The sequence below is a fragment of the Pseudomonas sp. 22189 genome, assembly GCF_052045635.1.
Lineage (GTDB): Bacteria > Pseudomonadota > Gammaproteobacteria > Pseudomonadales > Pseudomonadaceae > Aquipseudomonas > Aquipseudomonas parakoreensis.
This window is the reverse complement of sequence record NZ_JBQEPG010000015.1, coordinates 118,376-137,188: the sequence shown is the minus strand read 5'-3', so window position 1 is coordinate 137,188 and position 18,813 is coordinate 118,376. Positions and strand designations below refer to the sequence as shown.

Below are 18,813 nucleotides of genomic sequence, written 5' to 3'. Positions count from 1 at the left end.
GGCGTTTCAGAGCAACATGGAGGAAAACATCATGCAAACCGAATATCTGTGGATCGCCGCTGCGGTCCTGCTCCTGCTGTTGGACCTTTGGGCACTCAACAGCGTGATGCGCAGCGACAAGCCGTCCGCGACCAAGGCCGGTTGGGCCGCGCTGATCTTCCTCGTGCCGTTGCTGGGCTTGGTGATCTGGGGCGTGTCGGGGCCGCGCGGCATTACCAAAGGGCCTTCGTCGCCGGAGCACAGCAAGGGCTAATCAGGCCCAGACGATCTGCAGGAGCCTCGCGGCATACCCGCCAGCGACCCTGAATCTGGGGGCTGAACGAGTGGATTCCCTTTTGCCCGCCCATCGCGGGCTTTTTACTGACGCCTTTTAAGTCTCTTTCTCGCCTCGTCCCAAGCTTTTTTGCCTTCCAGCGTTTTGGCATCCGCGGCATCTCTGGCGTCTTTGTAGCGTTCCATTGCCTCGGGGGAGTCGGCCGCATGGGTTAGCAGTTCGTAGGCGATGGCATTGAGTCGATCAGCTTCTTGAAACAGTTCATTACTGCGCCCGGTCGCTGCGTACCAATCGGATGTGGTTAGGGGGCTGGATCTGGATGTCATGTGTCCTCCCATTCGTTTGAGCTGCGCTCTATCGACATGTAGAGCGCTTCCGGCGATGCACTATTCTACGTCGCTCTGACGTCCTCCCAGGTGACGGCAGTAGTGGCCCGCCACTTTACGTCGGCGATTCCAAATCGTTCTGCCATGGGTTTTGTGAACCGCTTGAGAGGAGGGCGTCCGGGTTTGGGTATCGGAGCAATACCCGCGTCGCAGCTCGCCCACTGCCAAGCCTCTGCGTTGTTCATCAGTTTGGTGCGAATGACAAAAGACTTCGGTCTTCCATGGAGCTTGTACTCAATCACAAAAATATCTACCGAACTCACGAGTTACCGCTCCTTTTTGGTTCATAAGGTAGTGATTTTTGCTGTTAGAAAAAATTCAAAAAATCGTCTGACAATCCCTAAGTTGATGATTTTGCTCACATTTAATGTGATTTTATCTATACGTGAACTATTCGTTTGTAGAGGTTTTAGTTTCCATCATGCAAACGGATTCGAGCGCATGGAGTTATTGCCGCGCCTGCTCGACAAGTTCGACAGGCTGGAATTACTGGTCTCAGGACTGATCGGTGCCGTCGTTGCGAGCTGGTGGGGGATCAGATGGTCGATGGAGCGACTAGCGAGGGCGCCTGGCGGCAGACCAGGGGGCCAATGCCTCTGCTCTGCCATTGCTGCTCAAGCGCAGCGGGTTGCCGCAGGCAGCAGCGCGCCCATCTGTTCCAACTGTCCGGACGCCATGCTGCCAGGGACGATTTGTGCCGGCCCTAGGCATTCATGCCGCACGGTCAGAGCATCAGCAGGATCGAGCCGCTGTGCTTGCGCTGGATAATCGCGTGATGCGCTATGTATCTTGACCCAGGCCCTCCACCGCTTGCGTGTAATTCACTGTCGCTTTCTCAATCATCTCCTTGCGCTCTTCTCGGGTTATAAAACCCTCCGCGCATTATTCTTCGGCGAGCCGCAGCAATTCCTCGTACTGCTCCGAAGCGCTCATTCGTACTTCAGAATGATGGAGCTTCACTGTGCCACTCAAAATACTTCTGGTCGAGGACGACGGATTTTTGCGCTCAGTGATGGCGGAGGCTGTAAAGATTCTCGGTCATGAGGTGATAGCGATCCAGTGCTGACCAGGCGTTAATCGCATTGGAGAGCACTACACTCCTTGCTCTGGTTATCACGGATGTGCGTATGCCTGGCCGCCTATATGGGTTGGACTTGGCTCGAGCGATTTGGTTGCGATGGCCTGAACTGCCCGTCGTTTTGATGTCTAGAAACACGGTGCCGCCGGCGGGTCTCCTCCCTCCAAATGCGCGATTCCTGGTCAAGCCCGTGCACCTGGATGCTTTGCATCATGCGATTGAAGAGCTGCTACCGAGAGCAGATGAACGTTAGAAATAATCTGTTCGATATTGGCGGTAAATGGTCGCCTGCAAGCGTCTGGTTCTGGCCGGTAGCGGTCGCTTGTGAGCGTCCGCTAAGGGCCGGTAGCGGTCGCCTGCCGACGTCCGCTTTTGGCCGAAAGCTGCCTGTTGAAGACAGCCACATCTCCCTGCGTGTCGAGGTCGAACAAGCAATGTCGGAAGGGGAGGGTTGCGGAAATGACCGAAAAGATGCGGAAACGATCCATAGAGAGAGGAGCCAATTTCCTGAATGCCAGAAACGACAAAGCCCTGAATAATCAGGGCTTTGTCGTACTTAAGATGGCGGAGGCGATGGGATTCGAACTCATGGACCTGTTACAGTCGACGGTTTTCAAGACCTCTACTAAGGCGAGATATTTTCACAAGTTGCTCGATTTCGATTTCCGCTTGATTTTCACTCGATTTATAAAAAGCTAGTCGCCCTAGAATCGCGGATTGTAGAGGCTGGTGTCCTGGGAAGGCATGCTAGGCCGCTGAGTCAGCGGCCTTTTTGTACGACCGCAGCTCATAGACGATTATGAATGCCAATTTGTCGTTGTAGTGTCGCTTGGCTAACGCATCACTGGCGGGCACGATTTCCTACTTATCAAAATTGAGATTTGTCAGAAGACAATGTTTACAGCGTATGCGGTAGGCCCCTTCATTGTGAATGAAAGCTTAAATGTAACATCCACATTCGGTTTGATACCCTCGCTTGGAAGGTTTTCAAATCTAGTTGCATGGGCATAAATACTCTCATTAAGATCAGTGCATCGTATAAAACAGAAGCTTACATGCTCTTGGGTAATATGTCCGCGATACATGATCTCGTCTCCTTCTGAATTAACTGAGTTGCCCTCAAGTGCGTTCTTTTGACGAGGTGCCATTCTGGCTTTTTTAAGGAAAGAAAAAATTTCTTTAGACTTTGCACGGTCACCGTGTAAAAACTGGTGGCGAGCATACCAGAACTGCGCATCGTAGTTCGTATCAAAGGGTGAGAAACTACGTTTTAGATGATGCTCTATTTCCGCGTTTTTCTGCTCATTGTTCGTAGATATTAAAAGTTTGGCCAGCTCAAGATGGAGTGGTTTGCTATTAGGGTTTTGTATGAGGCAGTCGCGAAGTATTTTCTCGGCGTCCTCGAATTGATCCGATAATAGTCTTTGTCTGGAAATTCGAATTGAAACAAATTCACTTGAGCTATTGTTCTTGTACGCTTCTTCGAGAATTTTTTTTGCGCGTCCACTGTCAAGAAGTTTTTTTGCGAGATCTTCCTGTCTTGTGAGCAAATATTCATCGCCAGGAAATTTTTGCAGTCCACTATAGATGGTGGCCTCAATCTTCTTGACATGTTCTAAGAACACTCTTTTAGTCAAGTCATCAGATTCTGTTTCGCTAATTGATTTGATTTTTGCATCCAGGTCATCCAGTTGCAATTCAGCAAGGCCATTGACAGCTCGTGAATCTTTCTGTCCTGTTACCAGTCTTTCAAATATTATTCTTGCTTCTGATCTATATTTTTCAATCTCAAGAAATGATTTTGATTCGCGAGCCAATCTTTTATAAATCATTGCTTTTGTATGAGAGATAGACTTATCACCACGTCCATCGGAAAGAGACTTTTCAGCTTGCAAGATAATACTCAAAGCGGCTTTGGTATCGCATCCTGCATGATTTAGTTCATATACTGCCTTTTGATGAAGTATGTAGTGTGCGTTTGCGCCTGTTTTGTCTGCAGCCTCGTAGATCCTGTTTGCAAGGGCTTTATCGCCAAAAATCTCTGCAAGCTGTTTGCCTTTGATTAGATGCGAAAAAGCCTCACTGTCAGCAGTGTATTCGAGGTTGAGATGCTCCAAGACCCTAATGATTTGGAACGCCTTTTCTTCTGGCGTTTTTAAAGCGTGTTCAAATACGAATTTTGCAATAAGTGAGTGCCTGGCAGTAAAAGCATAATCCCTTGAACTATAGTCCATGTAAACTTTTACCAAATGTTCAAGCGGGTCGAAGAATCTATTTCTAAAGTCTTCAATGCCTATGCCCGAAACTCTAGAAATAAGTCCTACTCGAACAGGAACGTCCAAGCGATTGAGAGTGCAAACATCCATATAAAGGACTTGAGCTTCAGCTGGTACAACTCTGGTGTATTCATCTAGAACAATCTGTTCAAATGGCTTGCCAGACGTAGCTTCATGAAGGGCAACTAAAAGCTGCCTGTCTGCCGTTAGGGAGAAATGTGTTTTCACTTCATCAATATTATTGCTTTTTAAATTTCCTAGACAGTTGTGCTTGTGCAGCTTCTCAATGAGCTCGTTGATTTCTCTTTCTGAAAGAGTAGATAGTTCGTATTCTGCATTAATATACTGGTCAAGGTCTTCGCCGTATTGATTCCACTCGTTGTTTCTCGCGGATGTTAAAATGGATATGTTCGCCGGCTCGTATTCAAAGGCTCTGTACAGTTTTAGCAGGTCATCGGCCACCGAAATTGCATCGTCCAATATTAGTATCAATTTTGATTCGCAGTTTAAGGCAAGCTCTTTAATAAGAGCAGGTCTTAGCATTGCACCACTCCGCAGGCGAACTACAGCTGCGCCAAGATCGTGCGCGGCATACCATGCTACTCTTTTTAATACTGTAGATTTACCACTCCCGGCATAACCTTTTATGAGAAAGGTATTCACACCTGTTGGTGCGCTGTCGATTACGGCATCAATAATAATCTGGTCGCTTACTCGGCGTTTTATATCTAGATCTTGTTGTATGCCACCCCATTCTTGATCTAGCCCCCTGTAAAAATCCATAGGTTGAACGCCAGTGCTATTAAATCCTGGATAGACGTGCTCCATCTCTGTAATAAGATATGTTTGCAAGTGGTTCGAAAGAGAAGCTTCTAATTTTAAAAATTTGAAAATTGGACTTTTGGCAGGGGAGCTGAGCTTTGCCAGCACTCTTTTTTGCTTGTCTATCTTGCTGTCTAAAAAGTTCAGGAATTCTTCCAGCGTCGCTTTTATCGGTTCGACGCGTTGACTTGCCCACATTTTTAGGTCGTATTTCCCCAGTCCAGGATCAACCAGCATGTATGTGGGTCTGTTTATGCCCATATCTTTTAAGTCAAATAATATTTGCTGTATGTTTGGATCGCTTAGTTGATATCCACAAAATATTATTGGGTGTTCAAGGCCGAAGTCGGCTAAATGTCTAAATAATCTTATTCGGTTTTTGCGGTGTTTTGCATATTCTTCACTTGCTAGAATTAATGGTAGCTCCGTGTCATTGATCGTATTGATGCAGCCATGTAGTTTGAAGTAGGGTAGCAAGTTTACATCACTCATTACTTCACTGAAATTATCACCGTCTCTTATTATTGGTGCGAGTTCCTGTTGTCTTGTTTTGCAGTCAGAATATGCGCGCTCTAGAATCAGGTCGTAGTTGGTTGTAAAAATAGAATGCCATCTGAAAGTGGCGATTATTTTATGGAAGTTTGCTGGCTTTAAAGGATAGAATTTCTTTTTTATAAACTGCTGCACTTCTAATAGTCCAGCTTCATGCTTTGCATAATCTGCTACCTGAACCAAGGTTTTTTGCTTTTCTTCTCCTCCCAAAAACTGATCAGCTAACGCATCTCTTAAGCCAAAACCTGAGATCGGTAGTTCTCCGTTATCGCCTTTGGAGCCGAAAGAAGCTCCCGCACCCAAAAATAGCACCGCTTTCCCGCTTGCGATCTTTTCTAAAATCCATGGTTTGATCAGTTCTTCCACGTTCTTATTCTCCATCAGTATGGCGGCAGTCCTTAGGCGTCCAGAGTGCCATCACGGGCATCTTGAATGCAAAGCTTCCAGTTACAAGTGCGTGTTGAACACTAGACGTTAGGCTAAAAATTGAGGGCGTGGCTGAGGTTAATTACTGCGGCGGCGCTCTATCGTATAGATGCTAGGCAGAAATGTGGGTCATGATGACGATCATGCTTTATTTTCATCAGTTTTCATGAGAAAAAGAAAACATTACTACGTGCTTCGCAAAAAAGCGTACCGATCTACAGATAGGTTGGGGTGATTGGTGGTTGGCGGCTAATAGTATTTATTTATTGCGAGGGGTTTTAGGTCTGAACCTATATATAAAAACAAGTATTTCAAAGTTTTTTATTCCAAGGAGGGGCAATGCAGGAAGATCAGGTAATCACGCTAAAGCTGAATGACGAGAAAGTAACTTTTGAAGGTCGTGCTTCTTTGGAGGAGTTTTTTTATTCTCAAGAACAAAATTGGAAGTGGCTTACAAAACTCCCTCAAGCATTTAGAGATGTTGGTGTTTCTATTTTTCAGATGTTTTTCTCGGATCAAATAAGCAGCGTTCGCTCACGCGTTGAGGATGGAATCAGCAGTAGGTTGGAACTGGGTGGTGAGAAAATGCCGTTTGTTACTTATGATAGTGATGAAGGTTATTTGATCGAAAAAGTTCGCCGAGAGTATGGGGATGTAACCGCGGCGCTTTCTTTAGTCTACCTAGATAAGACCACCAGAAATTCAATTGCTCGAGATGGCAAGATAAGAAATTTTGTAGAAAATCCCAATTTGACATTTGAAAGGTCAATTGCTATTCAGGTTGGCTTATCCTTTCAGAATTTTGTTCCATTGATATCTGATGCCAGGTCTACGGCGATAAGAGACACGTTAGAGAGATTTATTTCCCAAGCTGACTTAGCGACGGAAGCGGTAAATAGCTATGTTTCTGAGATTTCCGAAAAAATGCAATCTTCCACCATTTTGGTTGACGATTGTGCAAAATCTATAACCGACTCTTATGTAAGGCGAAAAAAATTATATTCAAACTACGCTGGACGTATGAGGCTTGCTGCTAAAAATGCGTTGAAAGAGGCCACCGAAACTCTGGCTTCTGCAAAGGCGGCTTATCATGATCAAGTAGATTTGGATGCTTCTGTACAGTATTGGACTGCTCGTAAGAAAGGTCATGCAATATTCAAATTTGTTTGGTTCATAGCTGTTTTACTCAGTATGGCAATAACATTTTTCTCTATGCTTGGATACTATGGAATGGGTGGAGCAGTTGGTCTCTCTAGCTTTTTGAGAAATTTTCATCAGCCAGAGGTGGCTACAACTGCTACAGGAGTAAGTCAATCTGGGTTAATAATGGGGCGAGCAACATCTGAACTGTCATTGGCAGCTGCTGATTTAGCTGGGGCGGTATTGTTAATCACACTTTTGAGTGTGATTATTCGAATTTGTCTTCGTCAGTTTAATAGCCATTCGCATCTTGCTTTGGAGTCAGCAGAGCGCATCACGTTTACTAAAACTTATCTAGCGTTGCTCAACGAAGGTAAATTGAAGTCCGATGAAGATAGGAAGCTGATTTTGGAAAGCTTATTCAGATCAACCCAGTCTGGAACAGTCGCTGAAATACCATTTTCAAGTCCGGTAGAGCTGATTCTCAAAACCCTGGGCGATAAAAAAGCAAGCTAATACATATGGCGGCGTTATCAGTGAATCGGCCCTGATTTTGCAAGTAGATGTGATCGACGGCTTCTAGGCGACTTCTGCGGCCATTCATTTATGCCGCAGCCGCATAATAGCGTTGGTGATACCCTGAGCGTTGGCATCCAGCGTATCCATTGCCGCCTTTGCATTATCGGCAAAGTTACCGGAGCCGTTTTCAGACAACCACTGTGTGATTTCCTCAATGGCTGCGCATATAGCGTGCTGATTGTGAAGAAGCAGTGTAAGCGCGTCTGCAACGGCTATGTTCGCTTCGGAGTGATGTGTCATCTGTGGGGTCCTAAGTCATGTGATGCAAGAAGACTAGCCGAACTTGGGTGGCGAAGTCATTTCTCTGCACTGAGCTTATCCCGCTTCGCCGCATTTTGGTCGCGTATGGACGCCATATATGAAGAGTGTTTTCATTCCGCAATTTATTTTTAGGTGTAGGTTTTACTGGCTTTGAACGATGGAAAAAACGGTGAGACGCGGAAAAATCCAGGCTCTAATATACTGATTTACAAAGGAAAAAATATGGACTTAAAATCCCCCGCTCGTAAGGGCGTGCCGGTTCGATTCCGGCTTCGGGCACCATCTAAAATCAAGGGTTTGCGGGCGAAAGCTGATGCAAGCCCTTGTTTGTTTTCAGATCGCCATTTTTAAATGGCTTCTCGCCAATTCTTCCGTTTCCCTTTTCCTCCTGTGTGCAAAGACCGTTGGTCACTTCTTGATGCAATCAATCGTGCGAGCGTCTACGGTTTTGGCTTGGTCGAAGATATCAAAAGTCATTGAGTGAACATTTGAGCTTGACCCGATGGCGTTGATATCAGGATGGATCTTGATCAAGGCGCGGTGCATCGTTCAGGCGATGGGCATTCAGACGGCCTGTCTGTTACGCCAGACCCGCCATTTTTGACGTGTTAAGGAGAACACCGATGGCAATCAATCAAGTGCACGCAGCAACCGATAAAACCGCTCTCGTCGAGGCCGAGGTGTACCGTTGGTACAATCTCTTCTTTCCGTGGTCGCGTGGTATGTCTTCCCGGTCGGAAGGCGCCATCAAACCCCTGTACGACGCGTTGGCGAATGAGTTTCGTGTGGTACTCACTGATGGACAGATCATGAGTCGAGCGGATTATTGGGAGCGACTTTGGGGTTTGTATGGCAAGCGTGCTGGAAGCCCTGAATCGCACATTACTAACCTCTCGATCACAGCGCTTCCAGGGGACTGCTTCCTGGCCGTTTTCGACCTTGTCAAAGACGGCATCACCAAGAAGAAAGTCGATTCGGCGCTTATGCGCCTCGACCAGACCTCGCCATCCGGAATTTCATGGGTTTACGTGCATGAAAGCGAGCACGAAAGGGCTCTTGCGTAAGTCACTTGAGTTCTACTCTTGTGGCTGAAAAGCCTGGATGTTTTTAATGTTGGCGAAAAAATCAGGCCCAGCTCCGTGCTGGGCTTTTTTGTATCTGCTGTTCAGTCAGAAAACAACAAGCCCAGGCATGCCCGGGCCGGTATAGGGAATACATTCAGCGCGAATCAACCTCTTTTGCAGCCTGGGCGTTTAATCGTTCCTTGCGCCTGCGCAGCCAGCTGAAGAATGCATGTACCGGGTGCAAAAATGCAGCCAGTACGCACAGCAGCATGATGGTGAAAATGGCAATCAGCGGAATGCTTTCGTGCGAGAACATGGTGGGGTACTCCTGTAGGCACTATGTTGGAACCCGCAGGCTAGACGCTTAGAGCCATGCTTGCGATGAACGTATGTTCATCCTCGGGCGCTTGAACTGTGCTACGGAGGGCTCACCAAAATGATATTCCAGAGGTGCGCAAGCGCCGGCCTCAGCTGAGGCCAGCGCCTTGCGTGGAGTGATTACGCAAATGTGTTTTCAGCTGCGTTTCGGCAGCTTCCAGTTCGGGCGGATGAAATGGCAGGTGTAACCATTCGGTATCCGCTCCAGATAGTCCTGGTGCTCGGGTTCCGCTTCCCAGAAGGGGCCCGCCGGTTCGATTTCAGTGACCACGCGCCCCGGCCACAGCCCGGATGCATCGACGTCGGCAGCGGTGTCTTCAGCAATGTCGCGTTGCTGTTCGTTAAGGTAGTAAATCGCCGAGCGATAACTGGGGCCGAGATCGTTGCCTTGTCGGTTGGGTGTGCTGGGATCGTGGATCTGGAAAAAGAACTCAAGGATTTGCCGGTAGCTGATCACGGCAGGGTCGAAGACGATTTCGATGGCCTCGGCGTGGTTGCCGTGGTTGCGGTACGTGGCATTCGGTACATCGCCACCGCTGTAGCCGACTCGCGTTTGCAGCACGCCGGGATAGCGTCGCAGCAGGTCCTGCATGCCCCAGAAGCAGCCTCCGGCGAGAATCGCGGTTTCGGTCTTTCCGGTCATGATCTTTTTGCCTCTCGGTGACGGTGGATACGGATCTGGTTATGAGGGCGCGTTGGCTATTTGCAAGCTTGACTCAGGGTGAAGGGCTGCTCGAAACGGTGTTTTCAATAAAATGCCCTGACGATAAGGTCAGGGCATTGATGGTTTCGAGCGGTGAACTCGTGGCAATTCGCGCTGAGTGATGGTCGAAAACCAAGACAGCAAGCGGTTACACAAACGCTTGCCCGAAGAAGCCCCGTGGCAGGCGTTGCGGACCCGCCAGAGCGGTCAAGCGTGCGATCCATTCCGAACGCCAGTTCGATGCACCGTGGTCAGCCTTGGTGTGGCGCGCTGCGCGCCGAGCAGCATTGCGCTGGGTTTTGCGCGCATTTTTGTAGGCATCGGTATTTCGGCAGCTGCGGCATTTAACGCGATTGAGTTCCTGGCTCGAGGCAAGGTTGTTGCCTTTGTGACCACAAGCCAGGTGTCCGTCTACTTTGAAATGGATAACCATGGATCAGTCTCCTGGTGACGTGTACAGGTTATGACCTCCCACGACTGCGGGTGTTCGCCGGGTCGGCCAGGCGGTACGCGTTGAGACTGTCGTTTATTGCCATCCGGTCATCTGAAACGAGGCAGAGGCCGCTCGACGGGTTGCAACGAAGACAGGGTGCTGCGAATCAGTGGCGTATCTTTTTCGATGTCGTTCAGGCGATCACGTATGCGCAGGGCGGTCGGATGGCCGCCTTGATGATCGACCCAGTCGGCAATTTCCTTGCAGGCCGCAGCCAGGCGAGCCTGACGGGAGTCAAGCAGGGTGAGGAGGGTGGTGATGGACTCTTTTTCGGACATGGAGCACCTCCGTTCAGACAAACCGTTGAGAGGCAGCAAAAAGCCCGCGGGCTGCGAGCTCTCTGCCGTTGGGGCACTGGTCCGTCAGCTGTTTTGAGTATAGACCCCGCCTGTCAATTGCATCAGCCGGCCGATTGTCGCGCCGGTCGCGGCGAGCTCGCCGCATTGAGCCTTTGGCATTCGCGCCGGGCATCTTCTTCAAGATCATAGCCGTCACCGATGAAGCCTCCGGTTCGGGTGTCATTGATCCGAAACCAGCTGCTGGATTCGGCAGGTTCATGCTGACTTTCCCCGGCGCGACGGCCGTGAATGATGATCTTGTTGCAGCGCTTCACGACAAAGATGTCTTCCATGGCGTCACCACAGCAAATAGGTGTCAGATCAACTATAGAAGCCTTGGCCGATCGTGCAAAAAATAGCCAGTCAGTTCGTCGGTTGCAGCCACTCGGTGGCGCGCCAATCCAGGCGATGCGTCGGCTTGAACGCCTGTAGAAACTCTGGAACGTGGGAAACCGCGATTGATTGCTCGGCTACCAGCGCGATCAAGGCGCGTCCATCATTTGCTCGAGAAACATCGCCAGCGCCACTTCCTCGGCGCGCAAGCCCTTGCGCACCCTCGGGCGTGGCAGTTCGGCCAGTGCACCGAGCAGGAAGCGCTCGACCACGGCCGGATGGATGTAGCACTTGCGGCAAACGGCTGGGGTGTTGCCCAGCTGTTTGGACACGCTCTTGACCATCTCCACCACATGCCGTTTCGCCTCGGCTTCCGACTCCCATTGCAGTTCGCGCAATACCGCCAGGGCCAGCGCGCTGCCGGCCCACGTGCGGTAATCCTTGGCAGTGAAGTCGGCACCGGTAAGGGTTTGCAGGTAGCTGTTGACGTCGTGGGAGCTGACGGTGTGCCGCTCACCATTTTCATCCAGATACTGAAACAGATTCTGCCCCGGGATTTCCAGGCAGCGCTTGATGATGCGCGCCAGGCGACGATCCTTGACGGTGATTTGGTGTTCTATGCCGCTTTTACCGCGAAACTGAAACAGGATCGCGCTGCCGTTGACCTCGACATGCCGGCTGCGCAGGGTGGTCAGGCCATAGGAGCGGTTGTCCCGCGCGTATTGAGTGTTGCCGACACGAATCAGCGTGGCGTCGAGCAGCGTGATGACCGTGGCCATGACCTTGTCGCGACTGAAACCGGGGGCGTCGAGCAGGGTTTCGAGCTGTTTGCGCAACTTCGGCAGCGCCAGGCCGAACTCACGCAAGCGCGAGTACTTGTCGGCGTCGCGTACCTCGCGCCAGCGCGGGTGATAGCGATACTGCTTGCGGCCCCGGGCATCGCGGCCGGTGGCCTGCAAATGGCCACGCGGATCGGCGCAGATCCACACGTCGGTATAGGCCGGCGGCACCGCCAGCGAATTGATCCGCTTGATCTCATCGGGGTCGTTGATGCGTTGTCCGGCCGGATCGAAGTAGGCGAATTTGCCACGCAGTTTTTTACGGCGGATGCCGGGTTGGGTGTCGTCGACGTAATGCAGGTCGGGCGGTAAGACGTCGGCTAGTACGGTGTCGGGCATGGCGGTGTCCTTGGCGAATCGCTCTGTTACAGCGATTGACCGCGGGGCGTGGCCGTCGTGCCAACCAATTCAGGCCAGCACGGCGACGGCCTTGATCTGCGCCCACAAATGCTGGCCCGGGTGGATGCCGAGCTGATCCCGGGAAAATCGCGTGATCCGCGCCAGCAGCGGTGTTCCACCGGCATCCAGACGAATCAGCACATGCGCGGCGTTGTCCGCCGCCAGCTCGCTGACCACGGTCACCGGCAAGCGATTGAGGATGCTGCTGGCTTCGCTGTTGTGCAGGGCCAGACTGATGTCGCGGGCGTGCACCTTGCAGCGCAAGGCTTGACCGACCGCCATCGGCGCGTGCGTCACGCGGATGTTCATGGCCGTGGCCGGCAATTGCAGACTCAGCAGCTGGTACTCGGCATCGTAGGCGCTGACCTGGCCTTCGATGATCACCCCGGCGTCATCGCCCAGCGCCATTGGCAGGTCCAGCCGGGCGAGGGTCTCGCCAATCGGGCCGCTGGCCAGGGCCTTGCCGTCGCTGAGCAACACCAGATGATCGGCCAGCCGCGCCACCTCATCCTGCGCGTGGCTGACATAGAGCACCGGAATGTCCAGTTCATCATGCAGGCGTTGCAGGTACGGCAGGATTTCGTTTTTGCGCTGGCTGTCGAGGGCCGCCAACGGCTCATCCATCAGCAGCAGTTTCGGACTGGTCAACAGCGCGCGGGCGATACCGACACGCTGGCGTTCGCCGCCGGACAGATGCTGCGGATGGCGCTCCAGCAGATGGCCGATGCCCAGCAGTTCGGTGGCTTGCGCCATGTCGACACGGCGCTGGGCCTTGGCAATGCGCTTGAGACCGAACTGCAGATTGGCCAGCACTGACAGGTGCGGGAACAGACTGGCTTCCTGGAACACGTAACCCAGCGCTCGTTTGTGCGGCGGGACAAAAATCCGGCGTTCGCTGTCCTGCCAGACTTCGTCGTTGATCTGAATGAAACCTTGCTCGGCGCGCTCAAGCCCGGCGATACAGCGCAGACAGGTGGTTTTGCCCGAACCGGAATGACCATACAGCGCAGTCACGCCACGCCCCGGCAAATGCAGATCAACATCCAGGCTGAAGCCCGAATAAGTGATTTTCAGACGTACATCAATCATCGATCAGCTCCAACCCGCGCGGGTCTTGCGGCTGGAGTAGAGCGCCAGCAACACCAGAAACGAAAACACCAGCATCGCCCCGGCCAACCAATGGGCCTGAGCATATTCCATCGCTTCGACATGGTCGTAGATCTGCACCGAGACCACGCGGGTCTTGTCGGGAATGTTGCCGCCGATCATCAGCACCACACCGAATTCACCGACGGTATGCGCGAACCCGAGGATCGCCGCCGTCACGAACCCGGGGCGGGCCAACGGCAGGATCACGCGGAAAAAAGTGTCCCAGGGATTGGCGCGCAAGGTTGCGGCCACTTCCAGTGGGCGGGTGCCGATGGCAGAGAACGCGTTCTGCAACGGTTGCACCACAAACGGCATGGAATAGATCACCGAACCGATCACCAGCCCGGTAAAACTGAAGGTCAGCGTGCCCAGGCCCAGCCATTGCGTGAAGTGGCCGAGAAAGCCATTGGGCCCCATTGCCAACAGCAGATAGAAGCCGATCACAGTCGGCGGCAGCACGAGGGGCAGGGCGACGATTGCGCCGATGGGGCCGCGCAGCCAGGAACGACTGCGCGCCAGCCACAGGGCAATCGGAGTGCCGACGACCAGCAGGATCGCGGTGGTCAGGGACGCCAGTTTCAGGGTCAGCCAGATCGCCGCGAAGTCGGCACTCGAGAGCGACATTTAGAGCTGGTAACCGTAGGACTTGATCACCGCAGCGGCTTTCGGGCCTTTGAGGTAGTCAACCAGTGCTTTGGCAGCGGCGCTGTCTTTGCCTTTGTTCAGGATTACCGCGTCCTGTTTGATCGGGTCGTGCATGTTCGCTGGAACGATCCACGCCGAACCGCTGGTGACCTTGCCGTCCTTGTAGATCTGCGACAGTGCTACGAAGCCCAGTTCCGCATTACCGGTGGACACGAACTGGTAAGCCTGGGTGATGTTCTGGCCTTCGACGATTTTGGCTTTGGTCGCTTCAGTCAGCTTGAGTTTTTCCAGCACCTGAGTGGCGGCCAGCCCGTACGGTGCGGCTTTCGGATTGGCGATGGACAGGTGCTGGTATTCGTTTTTCTTCAGCACTTCGCCTTTGCCATCGACGTAACCTTCCTTCGCCGACCACAGCGCCAGGGTGCCGATGGCGTAGGTGAAGCGCGAGCCCTTGACGGTATCGCCTTCTTTTTCCAGTTTTTCCGGAGTGGTGTCGTCCGCCGAGAGGAACACTTCGAACGGCGCGCCGTTCTTGATCTGGGTGTAGAACTGGCCGGTGGCCCCGTAGGCGGCGACCAGTTTGTGCCCGGTGTCTTTTTCGAAGTCGGCGGCAATGGCCTGGATCGGCGCGGTGAAGTTGGCGGCAACCGCCACCTGCACCTCATCGGCGTGAGCGGCGCCAAAGGCAAATACCGCCAGCAAAGAAGCCAGGCAAGTGGGGGCAAAACGTGAGGCACGAATGGTCATAACAGCTCCGTTATTGGCGATTGCAGAGGGCAGTTATTGTTGGAGGTGGACTGCACCGATGCGAAGGGTGAAACGCTATATAGCGAAATATATAGCGAAATGCCGCTAAACAGGAAGTGCTGTTGTATGCAGGATGAGGCTGCGCCGTGCCTCATCCTGGATCGGGTCAGTGTCGGACCAGTTTTATCAGCGCGCCTTGCGCCAGTTCCCGGGTCAGTTCGGCGCTGCTCAGCTCCTTGCCCAACGGAAAAGCCTGCCCGGCCCAGAGGTTGCTGAATTGCGCTTCGCTTTTGGCGCGCAAGGGCATCAGCGCTCCGCCGGCCAGCGGGAAGGCTGGGGCTTTCGCTGACATCGGGCCGATTTCGCGCATCACCCGATTGAGAATGCCGCGAGCCGGGCGGCCGGTGAACAGGTTGGTAATCGCGGTTTCGCTTTCCTTGGCGGTGCGCAGCGCTTGGTGATGGGAGGCGCTGACTCTCGCTTCCGGGGTGAACAGATACGCGGTACCGACCTGCGCTGCCGATGCACCGAGCATGAATGCCGCGGCCACCCCGCGCGCATCGGCAATGGCACCGGCAGCGATCACCGGTACTTTCACCGCATCGACAATCTGCGGCACCAGGGCAAAGGTACCGACCTGACTGCTCAGGTCATCGCTGAGAAACATCCCGCGATGACCACCTGCCTCGTAGCCCATGGCGATGATCGCGTCGCAACCGTTTTGTTCCAGCCACACCGCTTCATCGACAGTGGTGGCAGACGAGAGGATTTTCGCACCCGTGGCCTTGACCCGATCCAGCAGGGATTTCTCCGGCAGGCCGAAGTGAAAACTCACGACTTCAGGACGAAACTCTTCCAGCACGGCGCACGCTGCTGCATCGAAGGGTGCCCGGTTGGACACCGGCGTCGGTGCATCGAAATCGACACCCAGTTCGCGGTAGTACGGCTCCAGCAGGTTTTTCCAGTCCCGCGTGCGCTGTTCATCGGCAGCCGGTGGCTGATGGCAGAAGAAGTTGACGTTGAACGGCTTGCGAGTGTGTTCGCGGATGGTCTGCAGTTCTTCGCGCAGTTGCTCGATACTCAGCATTGCGGCGGGCATCGAACCCAGGCCGCCGGCGTTGCACACGGCGATCACCATGGCCGAGTTCGTGGCACCGGCCATTGGGCCCTGGATGATCGGCAGCTCGATGCCGAGCAGGTCAAGAATGCGAGTGTCAGGCCATTGGCTCATGGAAGCGGTTCTCCGAACGATGAAACGGGGCAGGGACGGCAGAGCCGGTTTTTTAACAGCAAAACCGGACTCAGGGCCAGCGCGAATTTTCCTCGCACGGACAGCCATGCGCCGTCAGCGTCGATGAAAACCACCGCCACCGCCGCCAAATGAACGGTTCATGACTTGCGAGGAGTTGTGAAAGTTGTTGGTGCGCTGGTTGCCGAAGTTGCGCGCTGCAGATTCACGATTGAGGTTTTGCAGCTGGGCAGTGTTGTTGACCGGTGCCGTGCGGGTCGGGCTGCCCTTGACCATTGATTGCCAACCGTTGTCGGTTTTCTTGTAGACGTTACCGTCGTGCCCGGCATAGACGTTGTCGCCAACCCGTGCGGCGCCGCCGTTGCGTCCCTTGACCCCAGCATATTGCGTGGTCTTGTCGGTGTTGGGGTTGTACACCGCGCCACGGTTGGCGGTGACTTGCGTGCCGTTGCGTGCGTTGCCCGCCGTCACTCGGCCGCCGGCAATGGCGCCACCGTTCGGCCCGACCACCTCACCACTGCGTCCGGCCGCGTAGTTGCCGTTGTACGCATTGTGTACGGCGCCGCGCTGGCCCGCCGCGGCAATCCCGGTGCGCGAGTTATAGGACGAGCCGACCTGACCGGCCCAGCGATTGCCGGTCCAGGCGTTGTAGCCGGCGCCGTAACGACTGACGGTCGCGCGGTCGCCCCACTGACGATAAATGTTGCCGGTGGTGCCGGCCCAGCCACCGGGCCCCCAGGCCACGGCACCGCCGCGATAGCCGTAAGCGGCGCCGCCCCAGGCCAGCGGCGCTGGATACAAGCGCGGCCCCCAGGCATAACCCCAGCCGTAATTGCCCCACCACGGATAAGCGCCCCAGCCCCAACCCATTGCCACGGTGTTGCCGCCCCAGCTCCAGCCGAAGCCGAAACCGAAGGTCCAGCCGGTCCAGGGTGTATAGCGAATCGCGACGCCGAAACCGTAGGTCACGGGCGGCCCATACCAGACACTGCCAACCCACGGCGTGTACGGGTATCCGGTGCCGTAAACCACCACACCCGTGGCCGGATCCAGGTTCGACCCTTGATACCCCGGGGTGTAGCCAACCACCACCGTGTCGCCGCTGGACTCATAGACTTTGACGTAAGTGAGGTAATGCATCGGCGAACTCGGCGGGATTGAATAGATCACCGACGGTACCGAACTGGCGACGACCCACGGTCCGCTGACTGTCGTTGCGCTGAACCAGATGCCGTTCTCCACGGCATACCAGCTGTCGTTGTCGACACGAATGATCGGCGTCGCGCTGTTGACCACATATTGCAGCGACGTGGTGTTGATCGGTTTGAGTTGCGGCTCGCCGTCGAACTGCGGCGCGGTCATTTTCACTGCACTTTTCTTGATCGCCGAGGTTTGCGGGATGGTGGCGGCAATCGCGGCTTCCTTGGCCTGCGGCGTACCGGCGACGGAGGCCTTGACGTTCTCTTTCGGACTGTCGTCGGGGATGTTGGCGAAGTCGGCAGGCAATTTGTCCGCCGGGGTAAACGTCCACGGCCCGTTCATGTCGGCGGCCCGGAACCAGCGTCCGGAAATCAGCACGTAGCTGTTCTGGTCGCCGATTTCCTTGAAGATGTGCCCTGTGGTGTTGCTCACGTAGAGCAGGCTGGTGCCCTGGATCGGCGACCACTGCGCAGCCCCGTCGGTAACGATCAGCTCGGTGGGGGTGGTGGCGATGAAAATTTTCGGCTGCGGCGGCTTGGCCAGATTTGGCACCTTGTCTTTCGGATCACTCTGCCCGGTCAGCAGATCGACCTGACGGCTCTGGATCGCCACCTGTTTGGCCTTCTCCAGATCGGCCGGCGGTGTGGTCAGACGAGTGTATTCGCCGCTGAGGTTGTCAGCGACCATCCAGCCATCAAACACATGCAAGTAGTGCTTGCCCTCGGCGTCCTTGAGCAATAACGGGCGGGTGTTGATCACCCGCTGCAACGCGGTGCCCTCGACCGCGCGATACGCCGCGTCGCCATCAATATAGACAAGCAGGGCGGGGACGTCGGAACTGATGATCGCCGGCGGGGTATTTTCCAGTGGCGCGCTGTCGGCTTTCTGCTCTGCCGACAACACACCGACGGCGGCCTCGAGTTGATCGAGGGAAATGGTCTTCTTGCGGCTCTGGGCATCCTTTTGCAGTGCCGCGAGCCAGACATCCGCCTGACTGGCATCGGCGGGGAAGTCGGCCTTGATGATCTTGTATTGATCCAGTGCGACCCAGCGCGTGGCCTTGTCGACCAACGTGTGCGCACTGAACTGGACAATGCCGTAGGTGGGTTTGCCGTCGGCGCCGGTGGCTTCGACCGCCGCCCGGGCATTGAGTGTGTAGCCATCCCAGCTGTCGAGTTGCGGCTGGTACACGGTCAGCCTGGCCTTGCCGCTGGTGATCACTTGCGGCCACGTCGGCGCGCTGGGGGCGGCGTCAGCAGCGGCGGGTTTGTCGGCAGTCGCCGGGGCGGCCCACGGGTTGCCGGCGGTCAGCAGGCACAGCATGAGGATTGCAAGCCATGAGCGCGGGTAAGGCATTGTCAGCTCCATCGACAGAGGCCGCTTTCAGCAGGGGGGCAGCGAAAGCACGACCGTCGAAAAAGCATAGTCGCCCGCTCTGGAATGACTGGACGGATTTGCGAATTGGCGCAAAGTCGGGTGGGG

Annotated in this window: 20 protein-coding genes; 4 read left to right on the top strand and 16 right to left on the bottom strand. The window is 54.1% G+C overall.

What is annotated here, in order from left to right:
- The first annotated feature begins 31 nt into the window (after positions 1–31).
- On the top strand, positions 32–253 hold the full coding sequence (locus tag ACTJKS_RS17860) for a PLDc N-terminal domain-containing protein (protein WP_440781071.1): 222 nt from the start codon (positions 32–34) through the stop codon (positions 251–253).
- Positions 254–357: 104 nt separating this feature from the next.
- Here ACTJKS_RS17860 and ACTJKS_RS17855 read toward each other — a convergent pair whose 3' ends face one another.
- Positions 358–600 (bottom strand): hypothetical protein, encoded by a 243-nt coding sequence (locus tag ACTJKS_RS17855; protein ID WP_440781070.1) that lies wholly within the window; start codon positions 598–600, stop codon positions 358–360.
- Between the two features lie 65 nt (positions 601–665).
- Entirely contained in the window at positions 666–923 is a 258-nt protein-coding gene (locus ACTJKS_RS17850) for a DUF6555 family protein (RefSeq protein ID WP_440781069.1), read from the bottom strand.
- Between the two features lie 858 nt (positions 924–1,781).
- Here ACTJKS_RS17850 and ACTJKS_RS17845 point away from each other — a divergent pair.
- Positions 1,782–1,991 (top strand): hypothetical protein, encoded by a 210-nt coding sequence (locus tag ACTJKS_RS17845; protein ID WP_440781088.1) that lies wholly within the window; start codon positions 1,782–1,784, stop codon positions 1,989–1,991.
- Between the two features lie 631 nt (positions 1,992–2,622).
- Here ACTJKS_RS17845 and ACTJKS_RS17840 read toward each other — a convergent pair.
- A complete protein-coding gene (locus tag ACTJKS_RS17840; protein WP_440828909.1) occupies positions 2,623–5,754 on the bottom strand; it encodes a P-loop NTPase in 3,132 nt (1,043 codons plus the stop codon).
- A gap of 399 nt (positions 5,755–6,153) precedes the next feature.
- Between ACTJKS_RS17840 and ACTJKS_RS17835 the strand changes: the two genes are divergently transcribed.
- A complete protein-coding gene (locus ACTJKS_RS17835; RefSeq protein WP_440828908.1) occupies positions 6,154–7,470 on the top strand; it encodes a DUF6161 domain-containing protein in 1,317 nt (438 codons plus the stop codon).
- 84 nt (positions 7,471–7,554) lie between these two features.
- Here ACTJKS_RS17835 and ACTJKS_RS17830 read toward each other — a convergent pair whose 3' ends face one another.
- Positions 7,555–7,773, bottom strand: a complete 219-nt coding sequence (locus ACTJKS_RS17830; protein ID WP_440828907.1) for a hypothetical protein — start codon at positions 7,771–7,773, stop codon at positions 7,555–7,557.
- Between the two features lie 644 nt (positions 7,774–8,417).
- Here ACTJKS_RS17830 and ACTJKS_RS17825 point away from each other — a divergent pair.
- Positions 8,418–8,858, top strand: coding sequence for a hypothetical protein (locus tag ACTJKS_RS17825; RefSeq protein WP_108182823.1), 441 nt, complete (start codon positions 8,418–8,420; stop codon positions 8,856–8,858).
- 154 nt (positions 8,859–9,012) lie between these two features.
- Here the strand turns inward: ACTJKS_RS17825 and ACTJKS_RS17820 are convergent, their stop codons facing one another.
- From ACTJKS_RS17820 to ACTJKS_RS17765, 12 genes are all read right to left on the bottom strand, one after another.
- Positions 9,013–9,174: a hypothetical protein gene (locus ACTJKS_RS17820; protein WP_174376922.1), complete on the bottom strand. Its 162-nt coding sequence runs from the start codon at positions 9,172–9,174 to the stop codon at positions 9,013–9,015.
- A 198-nt stretch (positions 9,175–9,372) separates the two neighbouring features.
- On the bottom strand, positions 9,373–9,879 hold the full coding sequence (gene msrA, locus ACTJKS_RS17815) for a peptide-methionine (S)-S-oxide reductase MsrA (RefSeq protein WP_041064515.1): 507 nt from the start codon (positions 9,877–9,879) through the stop codon (positions 9,373–9,375).
- A 208-nt stretch (positions 9,880–10,087) separates the two neighbouring features.
- The gene (locus ACTJKS_RS17810) at positions 10,088–10,372 is read right to left on the bottom strand and encodes a hypothetical protein (RefSeq protein WP_108182822.1); all 285 of its coding nucleotides are present in this window, start codon (positions 10,370–10,372) and stop codon (positions 10,088–10,090) included.
- Positions 10,373–10,479: 107 nt separating this feature from the next.
- Complete coding sequence (locus tag ACTJKS_RS17805) at positions 10,480–10,710, bottom strand: hypothetical protein (protein WP_007964939.1); 231 nt, start codon at positions 10,708–10,710, stop codon at positions 10,480–10,482.
- Between the two features lie 122 nt (positions 10,711–10,832).
- The gene (locus ACTJKS_RS17800; protein ID WP_041064505.1) at positions 10,833–11,063 is read right to left on the bottom strand and encodes a hypothetical protein; all 231 of its coding nucleotides are present in this window, start codon (positions 11,061–11,063) and stop codon (positions 10,833–10,835) included.
- 70 nt (positions 11,064–11,133) lie between these two features.
- Entirely contained in the window at positions 11,134–11,256 is a 123-nt protein-coding gene (locus tag ACTJKS_RS17795) for a hypothetical protein (protein WP_269837005.1), read from the bottom strand.
- Entirely contained in the window at positions 11,253–12,281 is a 1,029-nt protein-coding gene (locus tag ACTJKS_RS17790; RefSeq protein ID WP_108182821.1) for a DNA topoisomerase IB, read from the bottom strand. Before ACTJKS_RS17790 ends, ACTJKS_RS17795 begins: the two co-directional genes overlap by 4 nt.
- Positions 12,282–12,350: 69 nt before the next feature.
- A complete protein-coding gene (gene modC / locus ACTJKS_RS17785) occupies positions 12,351–13,430 on the bottom strand; it encodes a molybdenum ABC transporter ATP-binding protein (RefSeq protein WP_108182820.1) in 1,080 nt (359 codons plus the stop codon).
- A 3-nt stretch (positions 13,431–13,433) separates the two neighbouring features.
- On the bottom strand, positions 13,434–14,114 hold the full coding sequence (modB, locus tag ACTJKS_RS17780; protein WP_108182819.1) for a molybdate ABC transporter permease subunit: 681 nt from the start codon (positions 14,112–14,114) through the stop codon (positions 13,434–13,436).
- Positions 14,115–14,882: a molybdate ABC transporter substrate-binding protein gene (gene modA, locus ACTJKS_RS17775; RefSeq protein WP_108182818.1), complete on the bottom strand. Its 768-nt coding sequence runs from the start codon at positions 14,880–14,882 to the stop codon at positions 14,115–14,117. It lies immediately after the preceding gene.
- 166 nt (positions 14,883–15,048) lie between these two features.
- Positions 15,049–16,113 (bottom strand): NAD(P)H-dependent flavin oxidoreductase, encoded by a 1,065-nt coding sequence (locus ACTJKS_RS17770; protein WP_108182817.1) that lies wholly within the window; start codon positions 16,111–16,113, stop codon positions 15,049–15,051.
- 114 nt (positions 16,114–16,227) lie between these two features.
- Positions 16,228–18,687 carry an autotransporter gene (locus tag ACTJKS_RS17765; protein WP_108182816.1) on the bottom strand — a complete coding sequence of 820 codons (2,460 nt, stop codon included), beginning with the start codon at positions 18,685–18,687 and terminating at the stop codon, positions 16,228–16,230.
- Positions 18,688–18,813: the final 126 nt, after the last annotated feature.